Consider the following 21,798-nt stretch of genomic DNA (forward strand, 5'->3'; position numbering starts at 1 on the left):
AAAACATTTTTTTCATATGAAAAGAAAAAATTAACGAGGAACAATAAAAAAGAAATATCTCAATAGTGAGTAGTCCTATTTGTATTGAATAAAAAGCTATGACTTAGAAATTTTTGTTTAAATAGCTACGCTTTTGTATAGATCTCAAGTTTTAATTTGGTACATAATTCTCTGTATGCATTTTAAGTTAAATTTTATAGACAGAAAGGAATTAAAATGATGAGTATTATTAAGGAAAATGGATTTAAAGTACTTGCAGATTATTTAACTTCAATGGAGATTACTTTGTATACTGGAGTTACAGGTGGAGGTGTGATTCATTACTTAAAATATCTTGCGCCATATACGTCTGAGCAGAAAAGCCCCTCTTTATTTACGATTAGCGAGTATCCTGCTGGCTTTACTCCATTAGGATATTATGTTTCCACTGGAAAAATTTCAGCAGCGATAGCCACGACGGGTGCTGCAACTAAACTATTATCTTGTGGACTCAGCGATGCTAAGCTTCACGATATCCCCTCTGTTTATATTTTCCCCATTTCGACTGCACGGCATGTGGAAGATGCTTCGTTACAAGATTCTTCGATTTATGGTAGTAATATTGTTCAACAGCTATTGGCTGAATTCCCTCAACATGTATTCCTTCTAGATAATCCATTTACGTTCGCCAAACAATTAGAACGTGCACATCAAGCATTGCTATCGCGAAAGCCAGTTATTTTTTTATTAGACAATGAAATGATGTCACTGCCAGTCACTGAGTTTCCAGTAATTTCAAATAATAAACCAATCAATAAAAATTCCGAGATAACGTCATTTATCCGCCTATTTCGGGAAAGCGTGCAGGACAAGCAGGTGCTTTTACTAGTGGGGGAAGAAGGTATGCATGATTCTTCTATGAGAAAACTGACAACAGCTGTTTGTCGCGAGTTGAAAGCGGCTGTGGTATGGAGTATAAATGGTGGAAACTGTATTGAATCTAGTAATCCTTATGCTTATGGGTATATTTCTTTTGGAGGAAATGATAAGGCTCTGGATATTTGGGACTCTATAAATGAAGAGGATGTGGTACTTTGTGTCGGAGTAACGCCTGATGAATATACGACGGATCTAAAAAAAATATCCGCTGGAGATGTCTTCTTTTTAACAAATACTGAAAATGCTTATGGACAAATAAGAGGAAATCTTCATCATAGTGCGCAGCATCGTGTGCATCAACTTAATGCCCCTATGAATGAGGTATTGCAGAAAATTATCAATGAAACTCAACAAAAATCATTCGCCACAAAACCTTGTCAAGTTGCCACTGCCGATTTAAATAAGCGAGAAATTTTACCACCTCAAAAAGAATATGCCGACATGGCAAAAGTCTATGCGCGATTATATAAGTGGTGGCAACCCAACAGTGTGGTTATAAGTGATGTTTGCCTTGCTTACAAAGATTATCAATATGTAACGCAACGGCCTAATGATGCGATAACCTATTTTTCTTTTTACAGGGGTTCTGCTATGGGCGGTGCTTACGGGGTTGCGATAGGTGCAAAGTTAGCTTCACCAGATAAACGCGTCTATCTTTTTAGCGGAGATGGTTGCTTCAGATTGTATGGGGGGAGTTTAAGTGAAGCCAAAGATTTAGGGATTGTTTTATTTCTGCTAGATAATCATACGTACTCTATTGTCGCTCAAGGCCTACCGATAATTCTCCCAACAGTTGATTCTGAGAGATTCCATGATAAGCTAAATAAGACGGATTACTGTAAAATAGCGGAGGCATCTGGCTGGTTAAGTTATTCAGTATTATCCGATTTATCCAATTTTGATGACATTTTGCGGGAAATCGAAAAAAATAAATTACAATCAATTATTGTGAGTATTCCCGTAGATCCAGAACAAATCCTTGGGCAAAATCCACGAGTTCGTAATTTATAGAATGGAGGTTAATCTTATATGTATGAAGACGAACGATATCAAATGCTTCGTTTAATTGAGCAATCTTATGAACATTGGACAAGCAAAAAATTACCCACACCTTCTATCATGGAAGAAGAGCGTCTACGTTGGCTAGATGAGCAATCACCATATGGTTTGTTGGTTCAAAATAATAATGAAGAGCCACTTTTCATCTATGCAAATAAACAAGCACAAATTATTTTTGGCTATAGTTTAGAAGAATTTTTATCGACCCCTTCAAGAAAAAGTGCACCACCTCAGATGCAAAGAGATCGGGAATGTTTGCTAGAAAAAGTTACTACGCAAGGAATATTAATGGGTTATCATGGCACAAGGGTAGATAAACAAGGGATGTTATTTGAAATAAAGAACGGGATGATTTGGAACTTAATAAGTAAATCAGGTGAAACAATTGGAATGGCAGCACTGATTTGCAAATCGGAAACATAAATCATTCTATTAAAACTTGTTCATCGCTACTGTAATCCTAACATCGTGCTTTCTTAACATAAACTCCCTTTTAATCGTTAAACCTGCTGACATTGCCGGTCTAGCGATATTTTTTTGTTTTCAAATACAAAAAACGCCCGCTAAAAAGAGGACGTTTTAACACATATATTCTTATTTCCGCCAAAATGTTTCGCAATCGGCTTTATCTGATATGTTGAACTCGATTAGATCTTTCAGCAAATCATAATTCACCGGTTTATCCCACGGGAAGCGGATTAAATTCGCAGTGTTTGTGTAGCCAGCTGCCTTGATGGCTTCTGAGAAACGAGTGATAACAACTGCTTCAGGAGATACGGCAAAGTTGTTCTTAGCAACGCTGAATCCAATAATAAACGTATCATGGTCGGTAAACATGGGTTGATTCCATGCAATTTTTGAATTTAAGTTGGGGAATTCTTCTTTTATCCAATTAAAAACATCTTCCAGTTGCGCGCGATGTTCAGGATTGTCTATTTTTACTAAAAAGTCTGATATTGTTTCCATACTTGATTCCTCCAGTCGATTTTAAAGCTATAAGTCTATTCTAGCGTAAATGCTTGAAAATACAAGGAAGAAGTATGGCGCACCATTCAACATAATAGGTGCGCCATACTTCTTATTTATTGTTTCTCTTTCCCCATCACGATATTCGTATAGGTATTCACAGTCAATATATAGTAAATTGCAAACATCAAGGTGTAGAGGCCAGTACTTAGAAGAACCGGTAAAGTTAGATCCATTTGCAGCATTCCTGATAGGGCAATAAGTGCCACCGAACTATGCGCAATACCAAGAACGAGCGGTACGAGGAAAATCACCAGTACTTGTTTTGCAATCGTTTTGCGAATTTCTTTGCGATCTAAACCGATTTTTTTCAAGATATCATAAGTTGCGACGTCATTATAGGCTTCGGTTAGCTGTTTGAAGTAAATGATACTTCCCGTTGCTGCAAGGAATACGAGACCGATGAACATACCGATGAAAAGTAGGACACCAATCGTGCTCATTCCTGCTTCATAGCCTTGAGGGAAACTAACAAATCCAGCATCCTCAGGCAGCACTTTCGCCATTTGTTCGCCTAGTGCGACGGCGTCTTTTGGATTATCTACCATAATCGATTGGATTGTGCGTGCTTTTTGACTAGAAATTGTGTTAGCGACATCATCAGAAACGATAATCAAACCAAAAATACTGCTAAAAGGGGATTGTTTCAGTGCATCTTTCACGGTCACTTTTTGTTTCGTACTATTTTGCAAAGTGAAGTTTTGATTTTTTAACGTTTTGGCAGTTTCTTCAGAGTAAAGTGATGCTGGCGCGATCAAAATCGCTTCATCATCGTTTAAATCTGCTTTTTCGCTATCTGTGTTGTCTTCTAGTTTTAAAAGCTTGTTATAAGCGGTTTGACCAATCACGGAAAAGCCTTCTTCTGGACTATATTCCACCGGCATTTCGCGATCACTCGTTGCTTTCACATGATTTACAGTAGTCTCCAGGTGACCGGTCATCGGTGTTTTGGTGTTCTTTTCAGCAAGTCCTAGCGCTTTTTGATTGCTCGCATTATCAACGACAGTATATTCAAAAGTGGCGGGATAACTTGCATTGGCATCCTTATTAACATTGTAATAAAGGCTGCCGATCGCGCCAATTGCGGTAAGCGTTGTAGCACTCAAAATCGCAATAACAGCAAGCGTTCTGGCGTTAGAAGCAATCCGAAAAGCAAGCTGAGAATTACTAATAATATTCGTGCCCTTATAGAAAATTCGTTTATTTTTGCGAATCTGATTAAGCAAGAATGGTAAGAAATTGCTGAGTAAAAGCACTGTTCCTAGTATAACGGATACTAAGATAACCAATGCACCAGGGCCGAATCCAATTCTACCCCATATGGAAATTGCATTGACTGGTTGTAGCGCGATAAAGTAGCCAAATGCAATTAGTAAGATAGAAAGAATCGCTAGAACGGGGTTACTTTTCGGCGTTTTCTCACGTTTACTTTCTGAATGAAAAAGGTCGAGCAGTGTCGTGCGATAAATAATTCGGTAGCCAGTAAACGAGGTGATCAGCGTAATAATCACAAAAATAATGACCGTATTAATCACGGCATCTAGTGAAAAGACGAAATTACTGACACCACCAAAATTCATTACTCGGAGTAGCACCATGACAAAGAATTTGGATAGTAGCGTTCCTAGACCAATTCCAATAACTAGCGCACCGATCCCCATTAAGAAATTTTCATAAAAGAGCATCTTGCCGATTTCTTTTTTACGAAGGCCGAGTAGGGAGTATATACCAATTTCTTTTTTGCGTTTACGGGTGAAAAAATGATTAGAGTACAAAATGAAGATCGCAACGAAAATAATAAGTACAATCGACGAGGCATCAAAAACAGTAGAAAGCTTGGCGCTCTTATCGATACGTGCGACAACAGCAGGGTCTTGAGCTAACGAAACGAATGTATAGTAGATCATGATCGAGAAAATCATCGAAGCGAAGTAGAGAAAATAATGAATAAAATTATGTTTTATATTCTTTTTTGCTAGATCAAATAACGTCATTCATGTCCCCTCCTAGCTGCGCCAACACATCGAGAATTTTTTGGAAGAATTCCTTACGAGTCTTTGTACCACGATAAATTTCTGTATAAATAGCACCATCTTTAATAAATAAAATCCGTTTACAAAAGCTCGCGGCATAAGCATCGTGAGTTACCATCATAATCGTCGAATGTTCTTGTTCATTGAGGCCTTTCAAACTCTCAAGCAAGTCCGTCGCTGATTTAGAATCAAGTGCACCAGTTGGCTCATCCGCAAAAATCAAGCTTGGGCTAGCGATAATCGCACGACTTGCAGCTGTTCTTTGCTTTTGCCCACCAGAAATCTCATTTGGATATTTATCTAGAATTTCACGAATACCAAACGTATCCGCGACTTTTTCAAGACTCGCTTCCATCTCTTTCACAGGACGTTTCGCAAGAGCAAGCGGCAAAATGATATTTTCACGAACACTAAGCGTATCCAGTAAATTATAATCTTGAAAAATAAAACCTAGCTGATCACGGCGGAATGAAGACATTTGCTGCTCATTCATCGTTTCAAGCTCCTGCCCAGAAATTTGAATCTCACCAGATGTTGGTTTGTCGATTGTTGAAAAAACATTGAGAAGTGTCGATTTACCAGCACCACTTGGCCCCATGATACCGACGAAATCCCCTTTTGCAATTTCCAAACTAATATTATCCAAGGCCGTATAGACATTGCCTTTAATACCATAAACCTTGCGAACATTCTTTGCTTGTAGAACTATTTCCATATAAACTCCTCCTAAATAAATAACTATAACCTTAGTTTAACGATAAAAGAGGAGGCGTTCCATTGAATTAGATGACATTATGAGGAGGAAGACTTACAATTTTGTAACTTGAAAAGCGTAAACAGCCCGTATAGCCTCGACAGAATTTGTTAGGGGGCGTAGTGAAAACCCTTTTTTGGTTTTTGCGGAGGTACCGAAAATTCCGAGAGGCTGGCCGTTGAAGCTAGATCACCCGAAAAGCTGAAACGGCCCGTACAGCTGCGACAAAAACTGGAGCGGCCGCAGTAAAAAGTCGCTCTTGCTTTTTATGGAGGGCGTGAAGTTTTCGAGGAGTTGGCCGTTGAAGCTAGATCACCCGAAAAGCTGAAACGGCCCGTACAGCTGCGACAAAAACTGGAGCGGCCGCAGTAAAAAGTCGCTCTTGCTTTTTATGGAGGGCGTGAAGTTTTCGAGGAGTTGGCCGTTGAAGCTAGATCCAACGGCGCCGAGCATGAACAAACACACGAATTCGAGACCACAGTTTCTCTAAATGCAACACTTCAATAAAAACAAAGCGCTAATTCCAGACTCGACGGGTAAGAGCCCTTGATGGATTAGCTGTTCTTTATTCGCATGGTAGTAGTTCTGGGTGTTGTGTATAAGAGCCACTGATGGATTACATGCTCACTTTGTTCTCATGCATATTGAGGCTCTCAAGGTTAGCTGCTCCTTATTTGCATACTAGTAGTTCTGGGTTTGGCGTATAAGAGCCACTGATGGATTACATGCCCGCTTTGCTCTCATGCATATTGAGGGTCTAAATCGGCAGGGGATGCCTCATAAAACCCACAACAAAAATCCCCAGCCCCATCTGGAGCTAGGTGTCAAATCTATTTTTTTAATCCATTCAAATCCTAAAAAATTCACTCAAATTCTCTGAAGCAATGTAATTCCCAATCAAGAAGGAACCAAACTCTGCAAAGCGAGCGCTAGACTCATCAAAGCGCATCTCTGTCACAATTCGTTTGAAATCAAGCGCATCATCCGCAAATAGTGTCACGCCCCACTCAAAATCATCCAGACCAATAGATCCACCAATGATCTGCTTAATCTTCCCAGCGTACGTACGACCAATCGCACCATGATCGCGAATCATCGCTTGGCGTTCTTCCATCGGCAACATGTACCAGTTATCAGAAAGGTTGCGTCGTTTCGTCATCGGATAAAAACAAATATGCTTGCGTGCTGGTAATTCGGGATATAAACGCTCACGCACGTGTTTATTTTCATATGGATCTTCACCTTTTGATAAGTGATTTGCCAAGTAGTTACTTAACTCCACCACAGAAATATACGAGTACGCTGGCAATAAATAATCCGCAATACGCAGTTTGTTCAATTGATTCTCAACTTCATTCAAACCTTCAAGCGTTGGTCTAAGCGTGAAAAAAAGTAAATCAGCTTTTTGACCGATAATCGAGTAAATCGTGTGTTCGCCTTCACCCATTTTTTTCGTGATGTTCATGTCGCCCAAGAAGTTTTGTAATTCATTGAGCATAGAATCGCGATCGACAGGGGAAACTTCTCTGAGAGCTGGCCAGTCAATCGTTCTGAAATCATGGATCGAAAACCAACCGTCTAACGTTTTAACTGCTTCGTTCATAGTAACGCACTTCCTTCCTTATGTACTGCTTAAATTGTAACACAAATAAGAGAACACTGTCTCACTCTATGTTTGTGAAAAACCCTCCGCTTAAAAAAGGGAAGGGTTCTACGCGAAATTTATTTTGGCGGCGTCGAAACAATGCAGCTAACGTTGCCATCGATTGTCCAATTTTTGCATGTGTTCGGTAGGATGAAATGATCGGCTTTTTTGATCGGTGTTGATTCGCCATCAATCGTTAGCGTCGCGGATCCAGCAAGTACGCTGACGAGTGTATAGGACGCTGTTGCCTCAAAATCAGCTTTTCCATCGATATCCCATTTATAGACCGCGAAAAATTCACTATCTACAAAAGTAGTTTCTGTCAAAGCACCAGTCGTTTTTGTTTTGATGTCTAAAACGGCATCGTGATGCGGGACAGTAGTCACGTCAATTGCTTTTTCCAAATGAAGTTCGCGTTTATTGCCATGATCATCGACGCGATCGTAATCATACACGCGATAAGTTGTATCAGAGCTTTGCTGCGTCTCAAGAACAAGCGTCCCCGTACAAAGCGCGTGAATCGTACCGCTCGGAACATAGAAAAAGTCACCTGGTTTAATCGCTACTTTACGAAGCAACTCGCTCCATTTACCGTCACGCGTCCAGTCAATCAATTCTTGTTTCGATGTCGCGTTATGGCCATAAACAAGTTCAGCGCCGGGCTCGCAATCAATAATATACCAACATTCCGTCTTGCCAAGCTCGCCGTTTTCATGTTCTTTCGCATAAGCATCATTCGGGTGAACTTGCACCGATAAATCCGTGTTCGCATCCAAAATCTTAGTTAACAACGGGAATACAGATTCTTTCGGGTTACCGAATAAAGCGGGCTGCTCCGCCCATAATTCAATCAACGTTTTCCCAGCAAACTCACCATTTTTCACAGTAGAAGGGCCGTGCGGATGCGCCGAAATCGACCAATGTTCGCCAGTTGTCTCCGTCGGAATAGCATAGCCAAAGAAGTCACGTAATTTCGTGCCTCCCCAAATACGATCTTGAAAAACTGAATCTAAAAATAAAGCTTTTGTCATCATAATAGCCTCCTAATTTTATATATCTTTCATCAAAAAACCCTGTTGCTTCAATGTTTCTGCGATCGAAGGATAATAATCTTTATCATAAAATGCAGAAACACGCTTCGTCCACGAAATGCCACCTTCACGTGCTGAAAAAGGAATAATCGTTTCGTCATAGGCCGACATTAAGTCTGCAACGTCCGTTTGGTACGTTTCCTCAAAGTAGATAGCTTCCTTAGGAAAACGCGGTTTAATCGGCATCTCCACGTCAGGATAACCAACGCACAGCCCGACAACCGGGAAAACATGTTTAGGCAGTTTCAAAAAATCAATAACTTCTGCCATATTTCGACGAATTCCGCCGATACAAACAACACCTAAATCAAAGGATTCCGCTGCGATAATCGCATTTTCACAAGCTAGTCCAACATCCGTTGCCCCAACAAGTAAAGCGTCCACATTTTCCACAGCAGAATGCGAACCTTGGTGCTGCTCACTCGCCAAATGCGTCCGATAAAAATCAGCCACAAAAACAAGAAATACGGAGCACTCCGCTATGTACGGTTGATTGCCACAGAGTTCCGCGATTTTCTGTTTGCGCTCAGGATTTTGGATAGCGATAATCGAATATTGCTGGCCGTTAATCCAGGACGGCGCACTTTGAGCAGAACGAATAATACTATCTAATTGTGCCTTTGGAATCGTTTTATCCGTTTTATATTTACGAAAAGAACGATGATTTTGCAAATGATTTATGATTGGATTCACACAGAAAACCTCCATTTCGAGTACACTAACAAACTAAGTATAGCCTTTTTTAGAATTAGATGAAAGTATTTTTAGGTTATGGGTTGAAAAAGAGTTCTGATATCCAGTAAAATAGGGAATGGAAAGTAGGTGGCAATGTGGAAAAAAAGAGAGCAATCGGACTTTTAGAAAAATATTTCTTTACAACAGAGGAAGCAGCTGCCTTCTTAGGGATTTCGAAACAAGCCTTATCATCGCTGGTGAAACGTGGAAAAATAGAACGCGTGGAGAAGGGGCAAGTTAGTTTGTTCTTTAAAGATGATCTGGAAGCACGGAAGGATGAGCAAGTGATACTTCGCAAAAAATATAGACCGTATACATAACGAAAGTCCACCTAAAAAATTAGGCGGACTTTTTAGGTATTAGAATGGCGCTGAATTTTCACTGTCACAGGATTTTTCTAAATCGCAACCGCCGCATTTTCCTTGTTTACTTTTTTGGATGTGGCGGACAAGTGCATAGACTGTGTAGCCAAATATGAGGCTGCCAATTACTATATTTACGAGTAGGGATACCATTTTTCACAGCCTCCTTTATAAGAATAAGCTTCCGATTTGGTACACTAAAAGCGTGAGAATGTAAGCTGTTACGAGTGGGTAAATTACTGCAAAAGCTGTCCATTTGAAGGAGACGATCTCTTTACGAATCGCTGCGACTGTTGCCAAACAGGGAATATATAATAGAATGAAAAGCATGAAGCAGTAGGCGGATAGTGGTGTATAATGCGCGCCAACGACGGATGCGAGCGTGCTTTCTTTTGTTGCGTAAATAATCGACATAGTGGAAATCACGACTTCTTTTGCTAGAAAACCGGGGATGAGTGTCGCGCCGGCTTGCCACGTTCCGAATCCGAGTGGTGCTAGAATTGGAGCGATAAAACCACCGATCATAGCGAGAAAACTATCTCCCATTGGGACGTTGAATCCGGTGGGGCCAGTGTAATTTAATAGCCAAATAATAACGGAACCTGCGAATATGAAGGTCCCTGCTTTTCGTAAAAATCCGCGTCCTTTTTCCCAGGTGCTGCGCCATAATGTTCGAAAAGATGGGGCGCGGTAAGGTGGAAGCTCGATGACGAATACTGAATTATCTTTTTTGAGCAGCGTCACGGATAGAATTTTTGTAACAAGTAGGGCGAGCGCGATGCCAATTACATAAAAGGAGAGAACGACGAGCGCTTGATTTTGGGCGAAAAATACACCGGCGAAAAGCGCGTAAACGGGAAGCCGCGCGGAACAGGACATGAACGGCGTCACAAGGATGGTCAAGGTTCGCTCTTTGGATTCTTCGATGGATCGCGCGGCCATGATTCCGGGAACGTTACAGCCGAAGCCGATGATCATCGGTATGAACGCCTTACCATTTAAGCCGAAAAACTCCATAACCCGGTCCATAACGACCGCAATCCGCGCCATGTAGCCGGAGTCTTCCAGCAATGAAATAAAGAAAAACAGGACCAAAATCTGCGGAATAAAGACGAGCACGCCGCCAACACCCGCAATAATACCGCTAACGACGAGGTCAATAATGAACTGGGAGGCTCCGATAAACGTTAGACCAGAAGTAACCCAATCGGATAAAGTACCGCCGAAAAAGCTATCGAGCAAATCAGAAAGTGGGACGCCAATCCACGTAAATGTAATCTGGAAAATCAGATACATCACGAGCAGAAATAGCGGAATACCAAGCCATGGATGCGTAAACAGACGGTCAAGCTTATCGGAAAGTGGGATATTATGTTTTTTCGTATGTTCGACGGTTTCGAGACAAATATCGGCAATAAAGGCTTCACGAATCTGATAGAAATACTGTTCTAGCGGTGTTCCTAGCTTTTCTTGCAAACGATTCCGAATCAGGAGTGCATCTTTGAGCAAATTGTGGTTCGCCAAGAAATCATTCATCGCCTCATTCCCACTGAAAAACTGGACGCTAAACCAGCGCTGTTGTTTTGGTTTTACATGCGATTCAAGGAGCGGTTTCAACTCGGAAATCGCTTTATCTACCATGTCTCCATAAGGTAAAATAAGACCACGTGCAGGCGCTGGACTTTTTTCAGTAATGGCGGCTAGAATTTCATCGGTACCTTTTCCAGTTCTAGCGACAACAGGCAAAATCGGAATATGCAATTTGCGCGCGATGGCAGGAATTTGAATGCGAATACCGCGATTAGCAGCGACATCCACCATATTCAATCCCATAACAACTGGCGCGCCGTGTTCAAGTAATTGTACGGTCAGATGCAAATTACGCTCCAATTGCGATGCGTCGACAATATTTAAAATAGAATCAAAGCGCTCCTCTAGCAAAAAACGGGTGACAATCGTCTCGTCACGTGAAAGCGGACTTAAATCATAGATGCCCGGTAAATCAATAATTTTCCCTGCTTTTTGACGTAGCATCCCAAGTTTCTTTTCCACCGTCACGCCACTCCAATTGCCAACCGTTTCATAAGAACCAGTAAGCGCGTTAAAAAGTGAGGTTTTCCCCGTGTTCGGATTTCCAAGTAAACAAATTGTTGTCATGGCATTTCGACCAAGATGGCGCACGCATCGCAGTTTCGAATACTGATATACTGCCCCTTCGTCTCGAATGTGCAAGGCCCACCAAATAAACCCTTTTGTTTGATACAAACTTCACAACCGATTTTACAACCAAGCGATAAAAGCCGTTTTTCAAGCTTAGGATTTGTGATGTTTAATTGCGTAATCGTAACGTGTTCCCCAATAGCGACTTCATTAAGTTGTTTCATTTTGACTGGCGCCTCCGATCGTATGTATAATGATTATCATTATCAATTACTTTTATTTTAGCATATAAAAGCGCGTCTGAAAAGTGAAATCACAACGAGCGCAATTGTCAGGATTCAAAATAAACGTTAGAATGAGTTATATAGAAGAAATGCAAAAATCGGGTATGGAGGCGTTGGAAGGAATGAGATTAGATAAATTGCTCGCCAATAGTGGTTTTGGAAGCAGGACAGAAGTCAAGCAACTTCTGAAAAATGGCGCGGTTACGGTGAATGATGTGCGGCAAAAAGAGGCGAAATTTCAAGTGGATGCTGCGCAAGATTCAGTGGAAGTTTACGGAGAAGCGGTCGTTTACGAGGAATTTACATACTTGATGATGAATAAACCACCAGGCGTTGTTAGTGCGACGGAGGACAATTGGGATCAGACAGTCATTGATATACTAGACGAGCGAGACCAATTGAAGAAACTTTTCCCGGTTGGTCGTTTGGATAAAGATACAGAAGGATTGTTGCTTATTTCGAATAACGGGGTTTTGGCGCATAATTTATTATCTCCTAAAAAGCATGTGGATAAAACGTATTTTGCGAAAATAGAAGGTGTTGTAACGGAAGCGGATATCGCGATTTTTAGAGATGGCGTTACGATTTCGGATAATTATACGTGTAAATCGGCTGAATTGGTCATTTTGCAGATCGAAAATGGGTTTTCTGATGTGGAAGTAACGATCCAAGAAGGGAAGTTCCACCAAGTGAAGCGGATGTTTGAGGCGGTCGATAAGCAGGTCGTTTATTTGAAACGTTTGCGGATGGGGACTTTGCATTTAGATGAAACGCTTGGACTCGGGGAATATCGGCCGTTAACGAAAGACGAGTTAGCCGCATTAACGACATTTGAAAAATAAACTGTACTAGTCATATGGGTTAATCAATAATTACAGTTTGATAAAGTATTTTGAATGACTGTTCATTCCTGTATTGATACAAAGCTCGCTTATTTCAAACTGTGCTAGTCGGTTTGTATTGCTGTCAAAGTGTTCGGATTCATAGTAGAATAGAGATATCATATTATTATTTAATTGGAGGAAAAGGAAATTATGAGTGATTTATTTACAACGTTAAAAGCGCAAGTGACTGGAAAAGGGTTACGTATTGTATTACCAGAAGGCGAAGATGCGCGTATTGTTGGTGCGGCCGCAGAACTTTTGAAAGATGGGATTGTAACACCAATTTTGCTAGGGGATAAGGCGGCGATCGCGGCAACAGCGAAGGAATTGAATGTATCTTTGGATGGTATCGCGATTCATGAGCCAGCGACAGATCCACTTTTTGATGAGTTGGTTGCGGCATTTGTGGAACGTCGTAAAGGCAAGGCAACAGAAGAGGACGCGCGTAAAATCCTTGTTGATCCGAACTATTTCGGCACGATGTTGGTTTACACTGGGAAAGCGGACGGCCTTGTAAGTGGTGCGGCGCATTCTACAGCGGATACGGTTCGCCCAGCGCTGCAAATTATCAAAACAAAACCTGGCATTTCAAAAGTAGCAGGCGCGATGATTATGGTTCGCGGCGACGAAAAATATGTCTTCAGTGACGTAGCGATTAATATTGCACCAGTTGCGCAAGATTTGGCAGAAAACGCGATTGTCAGCGCAGAAACGGCTTCGGTATTCGGAATCGATCCACGTGTTGCTATGCTTAGCTTCTCGACAAAAGGTTCGGCTAAATCGGAAGAAACAGAGAAAGTGGCCGAAGCAACCGCGATTGCAAAAGAAAAAGCACCTGATTTAGTGCTTGATGGTGAGTTCCAATTCGATGCGGCGTTTGTCCCATCTGTTGCAGCGAGCAAAGCACCTGACTCCGTTCTTAAGGGTGACGCGAATGTGTTTATTTTCCCAAGTCTAGAAGCCGGGAACATTGGTTACAAAATTGCGCAACGCCTCGGTAATTTTGAAGCGGTTGGGCCGATTTTACAAGGCTTGAACGCACCAGTGAACGATCTTTCTCGTGGCTGTAATACGAAAGATGTTTACAATTTGACGCTAATCACTGCGGCACAAGCTATAGCAGAATAATTCCATATAAAAATACCGATTGCGACTTATTTGCGCAATCGGTATTTTTCAGTTTACAGCGACGCAAGGAAAAGTTCCATCAAGCGTGTATCTCCTGTTAATTCAGGATGAAACGCGGTGACAAGAATTTTTCCTTGTTGTGCGGCGATACATTTGTTATCAATCGTTGCGAGGACATTGACCTGTTCTCCAACAGAAGCAATGTAAGGCGCTCGGATGAAAACCGCGGGAAACGGTTCGCCTACCAATCCTTTTATCTCAATCGCTGCTTCAAAACTATCTTTTTGCCGACCAAAACCATTTCGCATCACAACGGTATCGATTAGATTCAGTGTTTCATCATCGCTACCGTCTATTTCGTGTGCCGTCAAAATCAAACCTGCGCATGTTCCGAAAATGCCTTTTCCCGACTTCGCGAAAATTTGAATCGTTTCGAATAAATCGTATTTCTTCATAAGGCGGCGCATGGTCGTGCTTTCGCCACCGGGCAAAATAAGTCCGTCGAGATCGGCCAACTGATCGGGATGCTTCACGGTAACAGCAAGAGCGCCAGTCCGTGAAATCGCGTCCAAATGTTCCGATACAGCACCTTGTAGCGCCAAAACACCAATTTTTTTCATCTTACCAGCCTCGATCTTGCATACGATCTTCTGGGTTCAAACGAGAAATCTCGATTCCCTTCATTGGTGCGCCAAGTTCTTTGGAAAGTTTGCCAATCAGCTCGTAGTCTGTATAATAAGTTGTCGCTTGCACGATTGCATTTGCAAATTTAGCTGGATTATCCGATTTGAAAATACCAGATCCAACGAAAACGCCATCCGCGCCAAGTTCCATCATCAAGGCCGCATCAGCAGGAGTCGCCACACCACCAGCAGCGAAATTCACGACTGGTAATTTGCCAAGTGTTTTAATTTCTTTTAAAAGTTCATAAGGAGCGCCTAAAAGTTTGGCCTCGGTCATCAGCTCATCATCGCTCATCACGCTGACTTTGCGAATTTGGCTATTGACTTTGCGCATGTGGCGAACGGCTTCCACGATATTTCCAGTTCCGGGCTCACCTTTTGTACGAAGCATCGAAGCACCTTCACCGATACGACGGAGCGCTTCGCCAAGATCACGACACCCACATACGAATGGCACGGTAAAATCGCTTTTTAGAAGGTGAAATTCATCATCAGCAGGAGTCAAAACTTCACTTTCATCGATATAATCAACGCCCATCGCTTCCAACACGCGCGCTTCAGAAATATGACCAATACGAGCTTTCGCCATAACTGGAATCGAAACCGCGTTCATCACTTCCTCGATAATACGCGGATCGGCCATACGAGCAACCCCACCCGCGGCACGAATATCAGAAGGCACGCGTTCTAGCGCCATAACGGCAACAGCACCCGCGTCCTCCGCAATTTTCGCTTGCTCCGCGTTAATAACGTCCATGATAACGCCACCCTTTTGCATCTGCGCCATACCTCTTTTTACCAATTCACTACCAGTTTGCTTTTCCATTTGATCCATTCCTCCTTTATATATGTAGAACCTCTGCCTTGGAAACCTGTACCTCTATATGGTAAGCTAAAACCAAAATGAAAGAAACAGCCAATTGGTGGAGGGATTAGTGGTCCAATTTAGAAAAGCTGAAACGGCCCGTTTAGCTCCGAAAAAAACTGGAGTGGCCGCAGTAAAAAGCCGCTCTTGCTTTTTATGGAGGGCGTGAAGTTTTCGAGGAGTTGGCCAAAAGGATGGCAGTTTCATTACATTCCACTGCATATTGAGGTTCTAAATCGGCGAATGATGCCTCATAATAACCACAACATAATTCAACAGAGTTTCAATAAAGGAGAATCAAACTATGTGGAAAATTATCAAAACAGAGTCATTTCCAATTTACCAACAAATCATCACACTTATTGAAGATTATATTGAGGCTGGCCAATTACTACCAGGCGATAAACTTCCAGCTGAGCGGGAGTTGGCTGCCATGCTGACGGTCAATCGTTCTACGCTTGTTAAAGCCCTCGATGAATTAAGTGCACGAGGAATCCTTACGCGAAAACAAGGAAGCGGAACCTGGATTAGCGAAGATAAATGGGGTGTCTTCACTGGGCAAAAAACAAACTGGCGTCACTACGTTTCGCAAGGTTCTTTTTTACAAACAACGCCTTATATGGACAAGATGAAGCAACTGTTAAATGAATCTTCAGAAAAAGTTATTGATCTTGCGTCGGGGGAACTTCCATTAAATATGATGCCCAAAATCTCTACTCCAGCCCTATCTTGGCAAACTTTTTTAGCAGAAGAAGATAGTGAAGATATGGCTGGATATCGCCCCCTAAAAGAAACGATTCGCACTATGATTGATCGAGATCGTGATGTCCAAATAAATCTAAATCAAATTTTTATCACATCCGGTGCGCAGCAGGCTTTGTTTTTAATTACGCAATGTTTATTAACGAGTGGAGATGCGATCGCGATAGAATCTCCATCTTATTTTTATGCACTCTCGATATTCCAATCAGCAGGCTTACGTATTTATGCGCTGCCTATGGATGAAAATGGTGTGAAATTGGATGAACTGGAACAACTTTACCGCAAACATCGGATCAAAATGGTCTTTGTAAATCCAACTTTTCAAAATCCGACTAGTTTAACAATGGGGACCAAACGTCGCGAAGCACTTGTCAAGCTATGCGCTAAAATCCAAGTACCAATCGTTGAGGATGACCCATACAGCATGCTAGCTTTCACAGAACAACCAATGCCTCCGCCCTTAAAAAAATTAGACCCTGATAATGTCCTCTATATCGGTTCGTTATCAAAAGTGATGGGTTCGACCACGCGTATTGGTTGGCTTTTAGGCCCTGCAGCGGTCGTGACGAGGCTCGCTGAAGCACGTCAAGAAATGGATTTTGGTCTCAGTATTTTCCCGCAAGTACTCGCGAATCATGTGTTGAATGATTCAGATTTCAACCAGCACATTACGTGGTTACGGGAAGCCCTTCAGATAAAACGTGATTTACTGATTACTTGTTTACCAGAAGAATTAGAGTATAGTATTCCAAATGGTGGATTTCATTTATGGTGTTATTTGCCCCCTAATCAGACTTGGACGAGTCGGAGTTTCGATGTCTTTCTAGAGCATAAATTATTAGTTATGCCAGCTTTTCTATTTGGTGTGAAGGAATCGGCATTGCGATTAACTTTTGCGAGATTAAATGAAACAGATCTTTTAGAAATAAAGCAAGTGTTGAAGGAAATATTTAATACAGATGAATTGTCATAAAATGTTCACATTAAGCTTCTGATATAGAGAATAATGTGGGAAATACGTATTGTTTATCTGTGTAAAAAAATGCTATCTTTGACTAACTAGTACAACTGAAAATAAGATGTACTAATTATGAAAGAGGAGTAGACATGAGATGAAACTAAAAGGGAAGCTGTTTTTGTATGGAATGCTTTGTTTGTTCATTATTGCGATAGCTATGATGCAAACAGGAACAAAAGTAAGTGCTGTTGAGGTAAATAAAAAAATATTGAATACGCTAGAAAATCCCATATGGATGTCCAATCAAGGATTATCAAAAGGGACAGGTCATGACCGCCAAGATTTAGGTGTGGTACTTCCTAAAGATGGATTTATAGAAGTCAGACAAACGAATCCTGATTATAAAGGAAACATAACGGTCGAATTATTAAATGACGATAGAAATACGGAAACCTCTGTTAGTGTGGGGGATAATTGGGTAACGTTGACTGCAAGTGTCCCTTCCGTTCCTTTCGTAAAAACGAATTTTACAGCCGAAAAACCAGTAATTGAATATAGAGTGAGTGAATCAGCGAAAGAACTGCCTAGCTTTAAACCGAAAGATGATGAGCAAGCATTTTTCGCGAAGTGGGAAAGTTCAAAGGCGTCATTTGCACTTGTTGGTAATGATTATATTCAAATATTAGTACCCATTCTAGACCAGGCTTATTTGAAGAAAATGTCTGATTTTAAATCTATCGATAAGCTACTGGCCTACTACGATACAATGTTTGAAACATACAATAAACTAGAAGGATTATCTTTTACACCAGACAAAGCGACGGACAAAAATATTCCTAACCGCTATTTTGCAAAAGCGGATAAGCATGGGGTTGGAGCGGCTTACTACGGCGGTTCATACACAGCGCAAACTGCTGGGTCTGTTGCTGGTTTTTGGTTACAACCAACGTGGGGAGGACTGCATGAAATTGGACACGGTTATCAAGGAGCTTTTATGAGTGATAGCTCGTTTTCGACTTCCGAGGTGTGGAATAACCTCTATGCAGACTCAATGCAAAAGAAAATGTTAGGAGCAAAATACTATGATGGTTGGCTCTATAGTACGGATGTTCGAAAAATGGAAGATGCATTCAATCGGTTAGTATATGAAGAGAAGCGAGCTGTTTCTGATTGGAGCTTAAAAGAAAAACTTTATGCGCTTGTAATGATGAAAGATAAAGCTGGAGACGATGCTTTTACACACTTTAATCAATCCTACCGTACGGCTAAAAATGAAGGTACACCACAATCTAGTTATTTATTCGATCTTTTGAATAAATACTATGGTGAAGCGAGTCATTATGATTTCGCGGCCTACTCGGAGCTTATACATGGGCCAATGTCACGAGAGCAAAAAGAAGCAAACTTGTATTCTGGGAACAAGGCCGTATATCCTTTAGCGGCATTATTATCTGGTACGAATTTAAAAGAGGCCCGCAAAAAAATAGAATTAGACACTAAATGGGGTTTGGTTGATAATACCCAATTGCAGACGTTCAACATGAAAGCGAATGCAACTATTACATTTAATATGGATGATTTTAATCAAATTAAAGGGAAAGGATTACAAATAAAAGACGGTAATGCAGTGATTAGGGAATTGAAAATAAGTACACCAACAATAGTAGTGAAAAACCTTCCTGTGGGCATTTATTCGCTAAATATCCCTACAGGTCAAAGTGAATTATATGAGCCAAGTACCAATTATTTACCCGTTTCTGATGGAAAGAATGACCAAACCATCAACATGAAAGTACTGAAATCATCTGCCGTTTCCATACAAAAAATGCAGTTTACGGGACTAAGTTATACTTATGCTACCGCAAACATTGATACAGAAGCAGGTACATTTGAACTGAATTCGATACTGAGCTCACCTCATGTCTATTTTGGTAGTTCTGAGTATGCAAGTGTTGAAATTTTAGATGAAAAAGGAAATTCCATATTTAAGCAAGTGATGACTGGGAGTGGATCGCCAGTAGGAGTTTTTACAGCGAATATTAAAACGGGCTATCTTATTAAGCTTAGATTGGCTGAACCAAGCCGTTTTTCAATGACAGGAAATTCTAAGGCCATGACAAATAAGGATGTAAACCAAACATTCGAAGTGACGAAATATGGTTTAACAAATCTAGCTATGGGTGTAGATGCAAAAGACGCATTGGCTGAATACAAGGAGAAACTGATTGCATTTGCTAACCAAATCGAGAAGAATCCTATTGTTAGTAAAGAAGCGAACGCTAATTCTATCACGAGACTTAAAAAGATGTTAAGTTATCTTGATACTCCAGATAGAACAGCGCTAGAACAACGATACAAAGATCTGATTGCAGAAAATAATCTAGCTGAGGATATAATCACTGGTGAAAAAATAAAATTCCAGATGAAAGGTCTAGGAGACAGGAATTTTGCATCTCTTGTGCTAGACTTAGACAATGAAACAGCAACAGCCGCTAATGTTGCGGGTAAACCACACAATTATTTTCCAGATAGTTATGCTTTCATTAAAATTTACAATCAAAGAGGAAAAGAAGTATTAGCAACAGATTATCTTGGAAATACTTCGATACCAGAAAGGAAAACGGATGTTAGTATCAAAACTGGTTACTTTATTACGGTTATGCATCAAGAAGCAGCAAGTCGATTAATAATTACTAATGAAGAAACAGACGAACGTTATCCAGCTAGTAAACAGGTCACTTACGTAGTAACCAAGGATGGGCTGAAAAAAGTTGATGTATCCGCGATTCCAGGAATAGATGCGAATGAGATGGATGGTTCTATCTTTACTTTTGATATTTTCGGACCTAGTTATTTGAATTTGGCTAATGTAACCGTCGATATACCAAAAAATGTAGTAACCGTGAAACAATTAGATCAAGAAGCTTATTGGGATTTTAAGGACGATTATGCAAGTGTTAAAATCTACAATAGGGCTGGAAAGCAACTATATTCACAAGCTCTGAATGGAGACAATCGAACTATTTCCAAAGATGTATCAATAGCGGAAGGTTATTATATTACGCTGACACATCAAGAGTATGAGCACTACCTTACGATTATGAATAAAGATACGAAACAAATTTATGCGGCAAGTGAAACCAATACGTATAGAGTAACAGCAGATGGTTTAGTGAAGGTAGTGAGTGTACCTGTTCCAGATCCGAATCTATTGGAAGGTCAAAATTTTTCTTTTGAGATGTTGGGATTAGGAAACTGGAATTTTGCGAATATAACAGTGAATCTCCAAAAAGAGGAGCTTGAACTCAGTCAGCTTAGTGGTAAGCCGCATGCTTATTTTGGTTCTGAAAATCCGTATGTAACGCTTCAAGTAAGGGATAAGGATGGTATTGAGATTTACAATCATAGTATTATCGGAAATGTAAATGTTGGTGCTGTGACCAGTAAGGCTAATCTGAAAGTTGGAGATTATATTCTTATCAAGCATGCAGAGGCACCAAGCAGACTGAAATATTCGGTGGAAAACGAACAACAAATGGATCGTTTACCTGTGCAAAATGCCTTTCTTGTAACCGCCAATGGTTTAGTAAAAGTTGCAATGGATGATGTTCCGACAGCGGATGGTAGTATTATAGCTGGCAAGATGTTTACATTCAACTTCACTGGAGGAGCGAATCAAGTATTTACCAATGTGAAACTAGATTTAGCGAACAAATCCATTCAGGTAGCTACAAAAGCTGGGAAACCGAATGTTGATTTTGTAAGCGACTATGCAACGATAACGATATATGACGAAAAAGGTAACATGGTTTATATGAAGAACTATAACGGCTCTGAACAATACAATGACAAGGAAGTAACTGCATTGTTGAATACAGGTTTTTATGTAAAAGTTACGCATCAAGAAGGTCAGGAACGCTTGGCTTTAAATACGGGCGCGATTGTTCTACCAGTTGGGCAAGCACAAATCTATCGAGTACTGGATAATGGCTTGAAATTAGTTACTGAAAAAGATATTCCGGTATTAAGTAGATTTGACAAAGCAATGATCTACAGCCAGAAATTAAACGTTACATTCAAAGGGTTGAGTGATTATCAGTTTGCAACGATGGTACTAGATAAAGCCACTAATAACTTGCATATTGAGACGCGCGCGATACGTCCACATTCGTATTTCAGTGATGCGTATGCAAGTATAGAAGTGCGCAATACTAATGATCAAGTTGTCTATGCCAAATCATTTATCGGTAATGAGGTTGGAAAAGCTGAGGTGGTGGATGTGACGATATTAGATGGTTATACTTTGGCGATTATGCATAGAGAAAATGGGCGTCTATTTGTTGTGGATAGCTCATCGGATTTTCGTTATACAATGCAAACAACATCTGTATTTAACGTAATACCTACGGGGCTTAAAGCAGAATAAATAAAACTGGTGTTACATCAAGGGA

Annotated in this window: 18 protein-coding genes; 7 read left to right on the forward strand and 11 right to left on the reverse strand. The window is 40.8% G+C overall.

Annotated elements, in window-relative coordinates; all coding sequences use genetic code 11:
- Nucleotides 1-216: 216 nt before the first annotated feature.
- On the forward strand, nucleotides 217-1,929 hold the full coding sequence (locus UE46_RS04365; protein WP_118907429.1) for a thiamine pyrophosphate-dependent enzyme: 1,713 nt from the start codon (nucleotides 217-219) through the stop codon (nucleotides 1,927-1,929).
- A gap of 18 nt (nucleotides 1,930-1,947) precedes the next feature.
- On the forward strand, nucleotides 1,948-2,400 hold the full coding sequence (locus UE46_RS04370) for an MEKHLA domain-containing protein (protein WP_036060892.1): 453 nt from the start codon (nucleotides 1,948-1,950) through the stop codon (nucleotides 2,398-2,400).
- A gap of 171 nt (nucleotides 2,401-2,571) precedes the next feature.
- Here UE46_RS04370 and UE46_RS04375 read toward each other — a convergent pair whose 3' ends face one another.
- From UE46_RS04375 to UE46_RS04400, 6 genes are all read right to left on the reverse strand, one after another.
- Nucleotides 2,572-2,943 (reverse strand): iron chaperone, encoded by a 372-nt coding sequence (locus UE46_RS04375; RefSeq protein WP_036060894.1) that lies wholly within the window; start codon nucleotides 2,941-2,943, stop codon nucleotides 2,572-2,574.
- Between the two features lie 116 nt (nucleotides 2,944-3,059).
- Nucleotides 3,060-4,997: an ABC transporter permease gene (locus UE46_RS04380; RefSeq protein ID WP_036060895.1), complete on the reverse strand. Its 1,938-nt coding sequence runs from the start codon at nucleotides 4,995-4,997 to the stop codon at nucleotides 3,060-3,062.
- The gene (locus UE46_RS04385) at nucleotides 4,984-5,751 is read right to left on the reverse strand and encodes an ABC transporter ATP-binding protein (protein ID WP_036060897.1); all 768 of its coding nucleotides are present in this window, start codon (nucleotides 5,749-5,751) and stop codon (nucleotides 4,984-4,986) included. The genes UE46_RS04380 and UE46_RS04385 overlap by 14 nt, the downstream gene beginning before the upstream one ends.
- An 886-nt stretch (nucleotides 5,752-6,637) precedes the next feature.
- Nucleotides 6,638-7,393, reverse strand: a complete 756-nt coding sequence (gene hemQ / locus UE46_RS04390; protein WP_036060898.1) for a hydrogen peroxide-dependent heme synthase — start codon at nucleotides 7,391-7,393, stop codon at nucleotides 6,638-6,640.
- Nucleotides 7,394-7,512: 119 nt separating this feature from the next.
- Complete coding sequence (gene manA, locus UE46_RS04395) at nucleotides 7,513-8,466, reverse strand: mannose-6-phosphate isomerase, class I (protein ID WP_118907430.1); 954 nt, start codon at nucleotides 8,464-8,466, stop codon at nucleotides 7,513-7,515.
- Nucleotides 8,467-8,484: 18 nt separating this feature from the next.
- Nucleotides 8,485-9,219, reverse strand: a complete 735-nt coding sequence (locus UE46_RS04400; protein ID WP_036060899.1) for an NADPH-dependent oxidoreductase — start codon at nucleotides 9,217-9,219, stop codon at nucleotides 8,485-8,487.
- Between the two features lie 137 nt (nucleotides 9,220-9,356).
- On the opposite strand from UE46_RS04400, the gene UE46_RS04405 reads away from it, so the two are divergent.
- A complete protein-coding gene (locus tag UE46_RS04405; protein WP_036060902.1) occupies nucleotides 9,357-9,581 on the forward strand; it encodes a type IV toxin-antitoxin system AbiEi family antitoxin domain-containing protein in 225 nt (74 codons plus the stop codon).
- A 39-nt stretch (nucleotides 9,582-9,620) separates the two neighbouring features.
- On the opposite strand, the gene UE46_RS04410 is transcribed toward UE46_RS04405, so the two are convergent.
- Genes UE46_RS04410 through UE46_RS04420 form a run of 3 tightly spaced genes read right to left on the reverse strand, consistent with a single transcriptional unit; the run spans nucleotide 9,621 to nucleotide 12,007 of the window.
- Nucleotides 9,621-9,776: a FeoB-associated Cys-rich membrane protein gene (locus tag UE46_RS04410; protein ID WP_077912517.1), complete on the reverse strand. Its 156-nt coding sequence runs from the start codon at nucleotides 9,774-9,776 to the stop codon at nucleotides 9,621-9,623.
- 15 nt (nucleotides 9,777-9,791) lie between these two features.
- Nucleotides 9,792-11,780 (reverse strand): ferrous iron transport protein B, encoded by a 1,989-nt coding sequence (feoB, locus tag UE46_RS04415; protein ID WP_036060905.1) that lies wholly within the window; start codon nucleotides 11,778-11,780, stop codon nucleotides 9,792-9,794.
- Entirely contained in the window at nucleotides 11,777-12,007 is a 231-nt protein-coding gene (locus UE46_RS04420) for a FeoA family protein (protein ID WP_036060907.1), read from the reverse strand. Before UE46_RS04420 ends, feoB begins: the two co-directional genes overlap by 4 nt.
- A 182-nt stretch (nucleotides 12,008-12,189) precedes the next feature.
- On the opposite strand from UE46_RS04420, the gene UE46_RS04425 reads away from it, so the two are divergent.
- Nucleotides 12,190-12,909: a pseudouridine synthase gene (locus tag UE46_RS04425; protein ID WP_036060933.1), complete on the forward strand. Its 720-nt coding sequence runs from the start codon at nucleotides 12,190-12,192 to the stop codon at nucleotides 12,907-12,909.
- Nucleotides 12,910-13,101: 192 nt separating this feature from the next.
- Nucleotides 13,102-14,079, forward strand: a complete 978-nt coding sequence (gene pta, locus UE46_RS04430; protein WP_036060909.1) for a phosphate acetyltransferase — start codon at nucleotides 13,102-13,104, stop codon at nucleotides 14,077-14,079.
- Between the two features lie 53 nt (nucleotides 14,080-14,132).
- Here the strand turns inward: pta and pdxT are convergent, their stop codons facing one another.
- Nucleotides 14,133-14,699 (reverse strand): pyridoxal 5'-phosphate synthase glutaminase subunit PdxT, encoded by a 567-nt coding sequence (gene pdxT / locus UE46_RS04435; RefSeq protein WP_036060911.1) that lies wholly within the window; start codon nucleotides 14,697-14,699, stop codon nucleotides 14,133-14,135.
- A gap of 1 nt (nucleotide 14,700) precedes the next feature.
- Nucleotides 14,701-15,588, reverse strand: a complete 888-nt coding sequence (gene pdxS, locus UE46_RS04440) for a pyridoxal 5'-phosphate synthase lyase subunit PdxS (protein WP_036060913.1) — start codon at nucleotides 15,586-15,588, stop codon at nucleotides 14,701-14,703.
- Nucleotides 15,589-15,931: 343 nt separating this feature from the next.
- Between pdxS and UE46_RS04445 the strand changes: the two genes are divergently transcribed.
- Both UE46_RS04445 and UE46_RS04450 read left to right on the forward strand, forming a co-directional pair.
- Nucleotides 15,932-17,362 (forward strand): aminotransferase-like domain-containing protein, encoded by a 1,431-nt coding sequence (locus UE46_RS04445; protein ID WP_036060916.1) that lies wholly within the window; start codon nucleotides 15,932-15,934, stop codon nucleotides 17,360-17,362.
- A gap of 139 nt (nucleotides 17,363-17,501) precedes the next feature.
- Nucleotides 17,502-21,773 (forward strand): putative mucin/carbohydrate-binding domain-containing protein, encoded by a 4,272-nt coding sequence (locus tag UE46_RS04450; RefSeq protein ID WP_051492925.1) that lies wholly within the window; start codon nucleotides 17,502-17,504, stop codon nucleotides 21,771-21,773.
- The last annotated feature ends 25 nt before the right edge of the window (nucleotides 21,774-21,798 follow it).

The sequence above is a fragment of the Listeria weihenstephanensis genome, assembly GCF_003534205.1.
Taxonomy (GTDB): Bacteria; Bacillota; Bacilli; order Lactobacillales; family Listeriaceae; genus Listeria_A; species Listeria_A weihenstephanensis.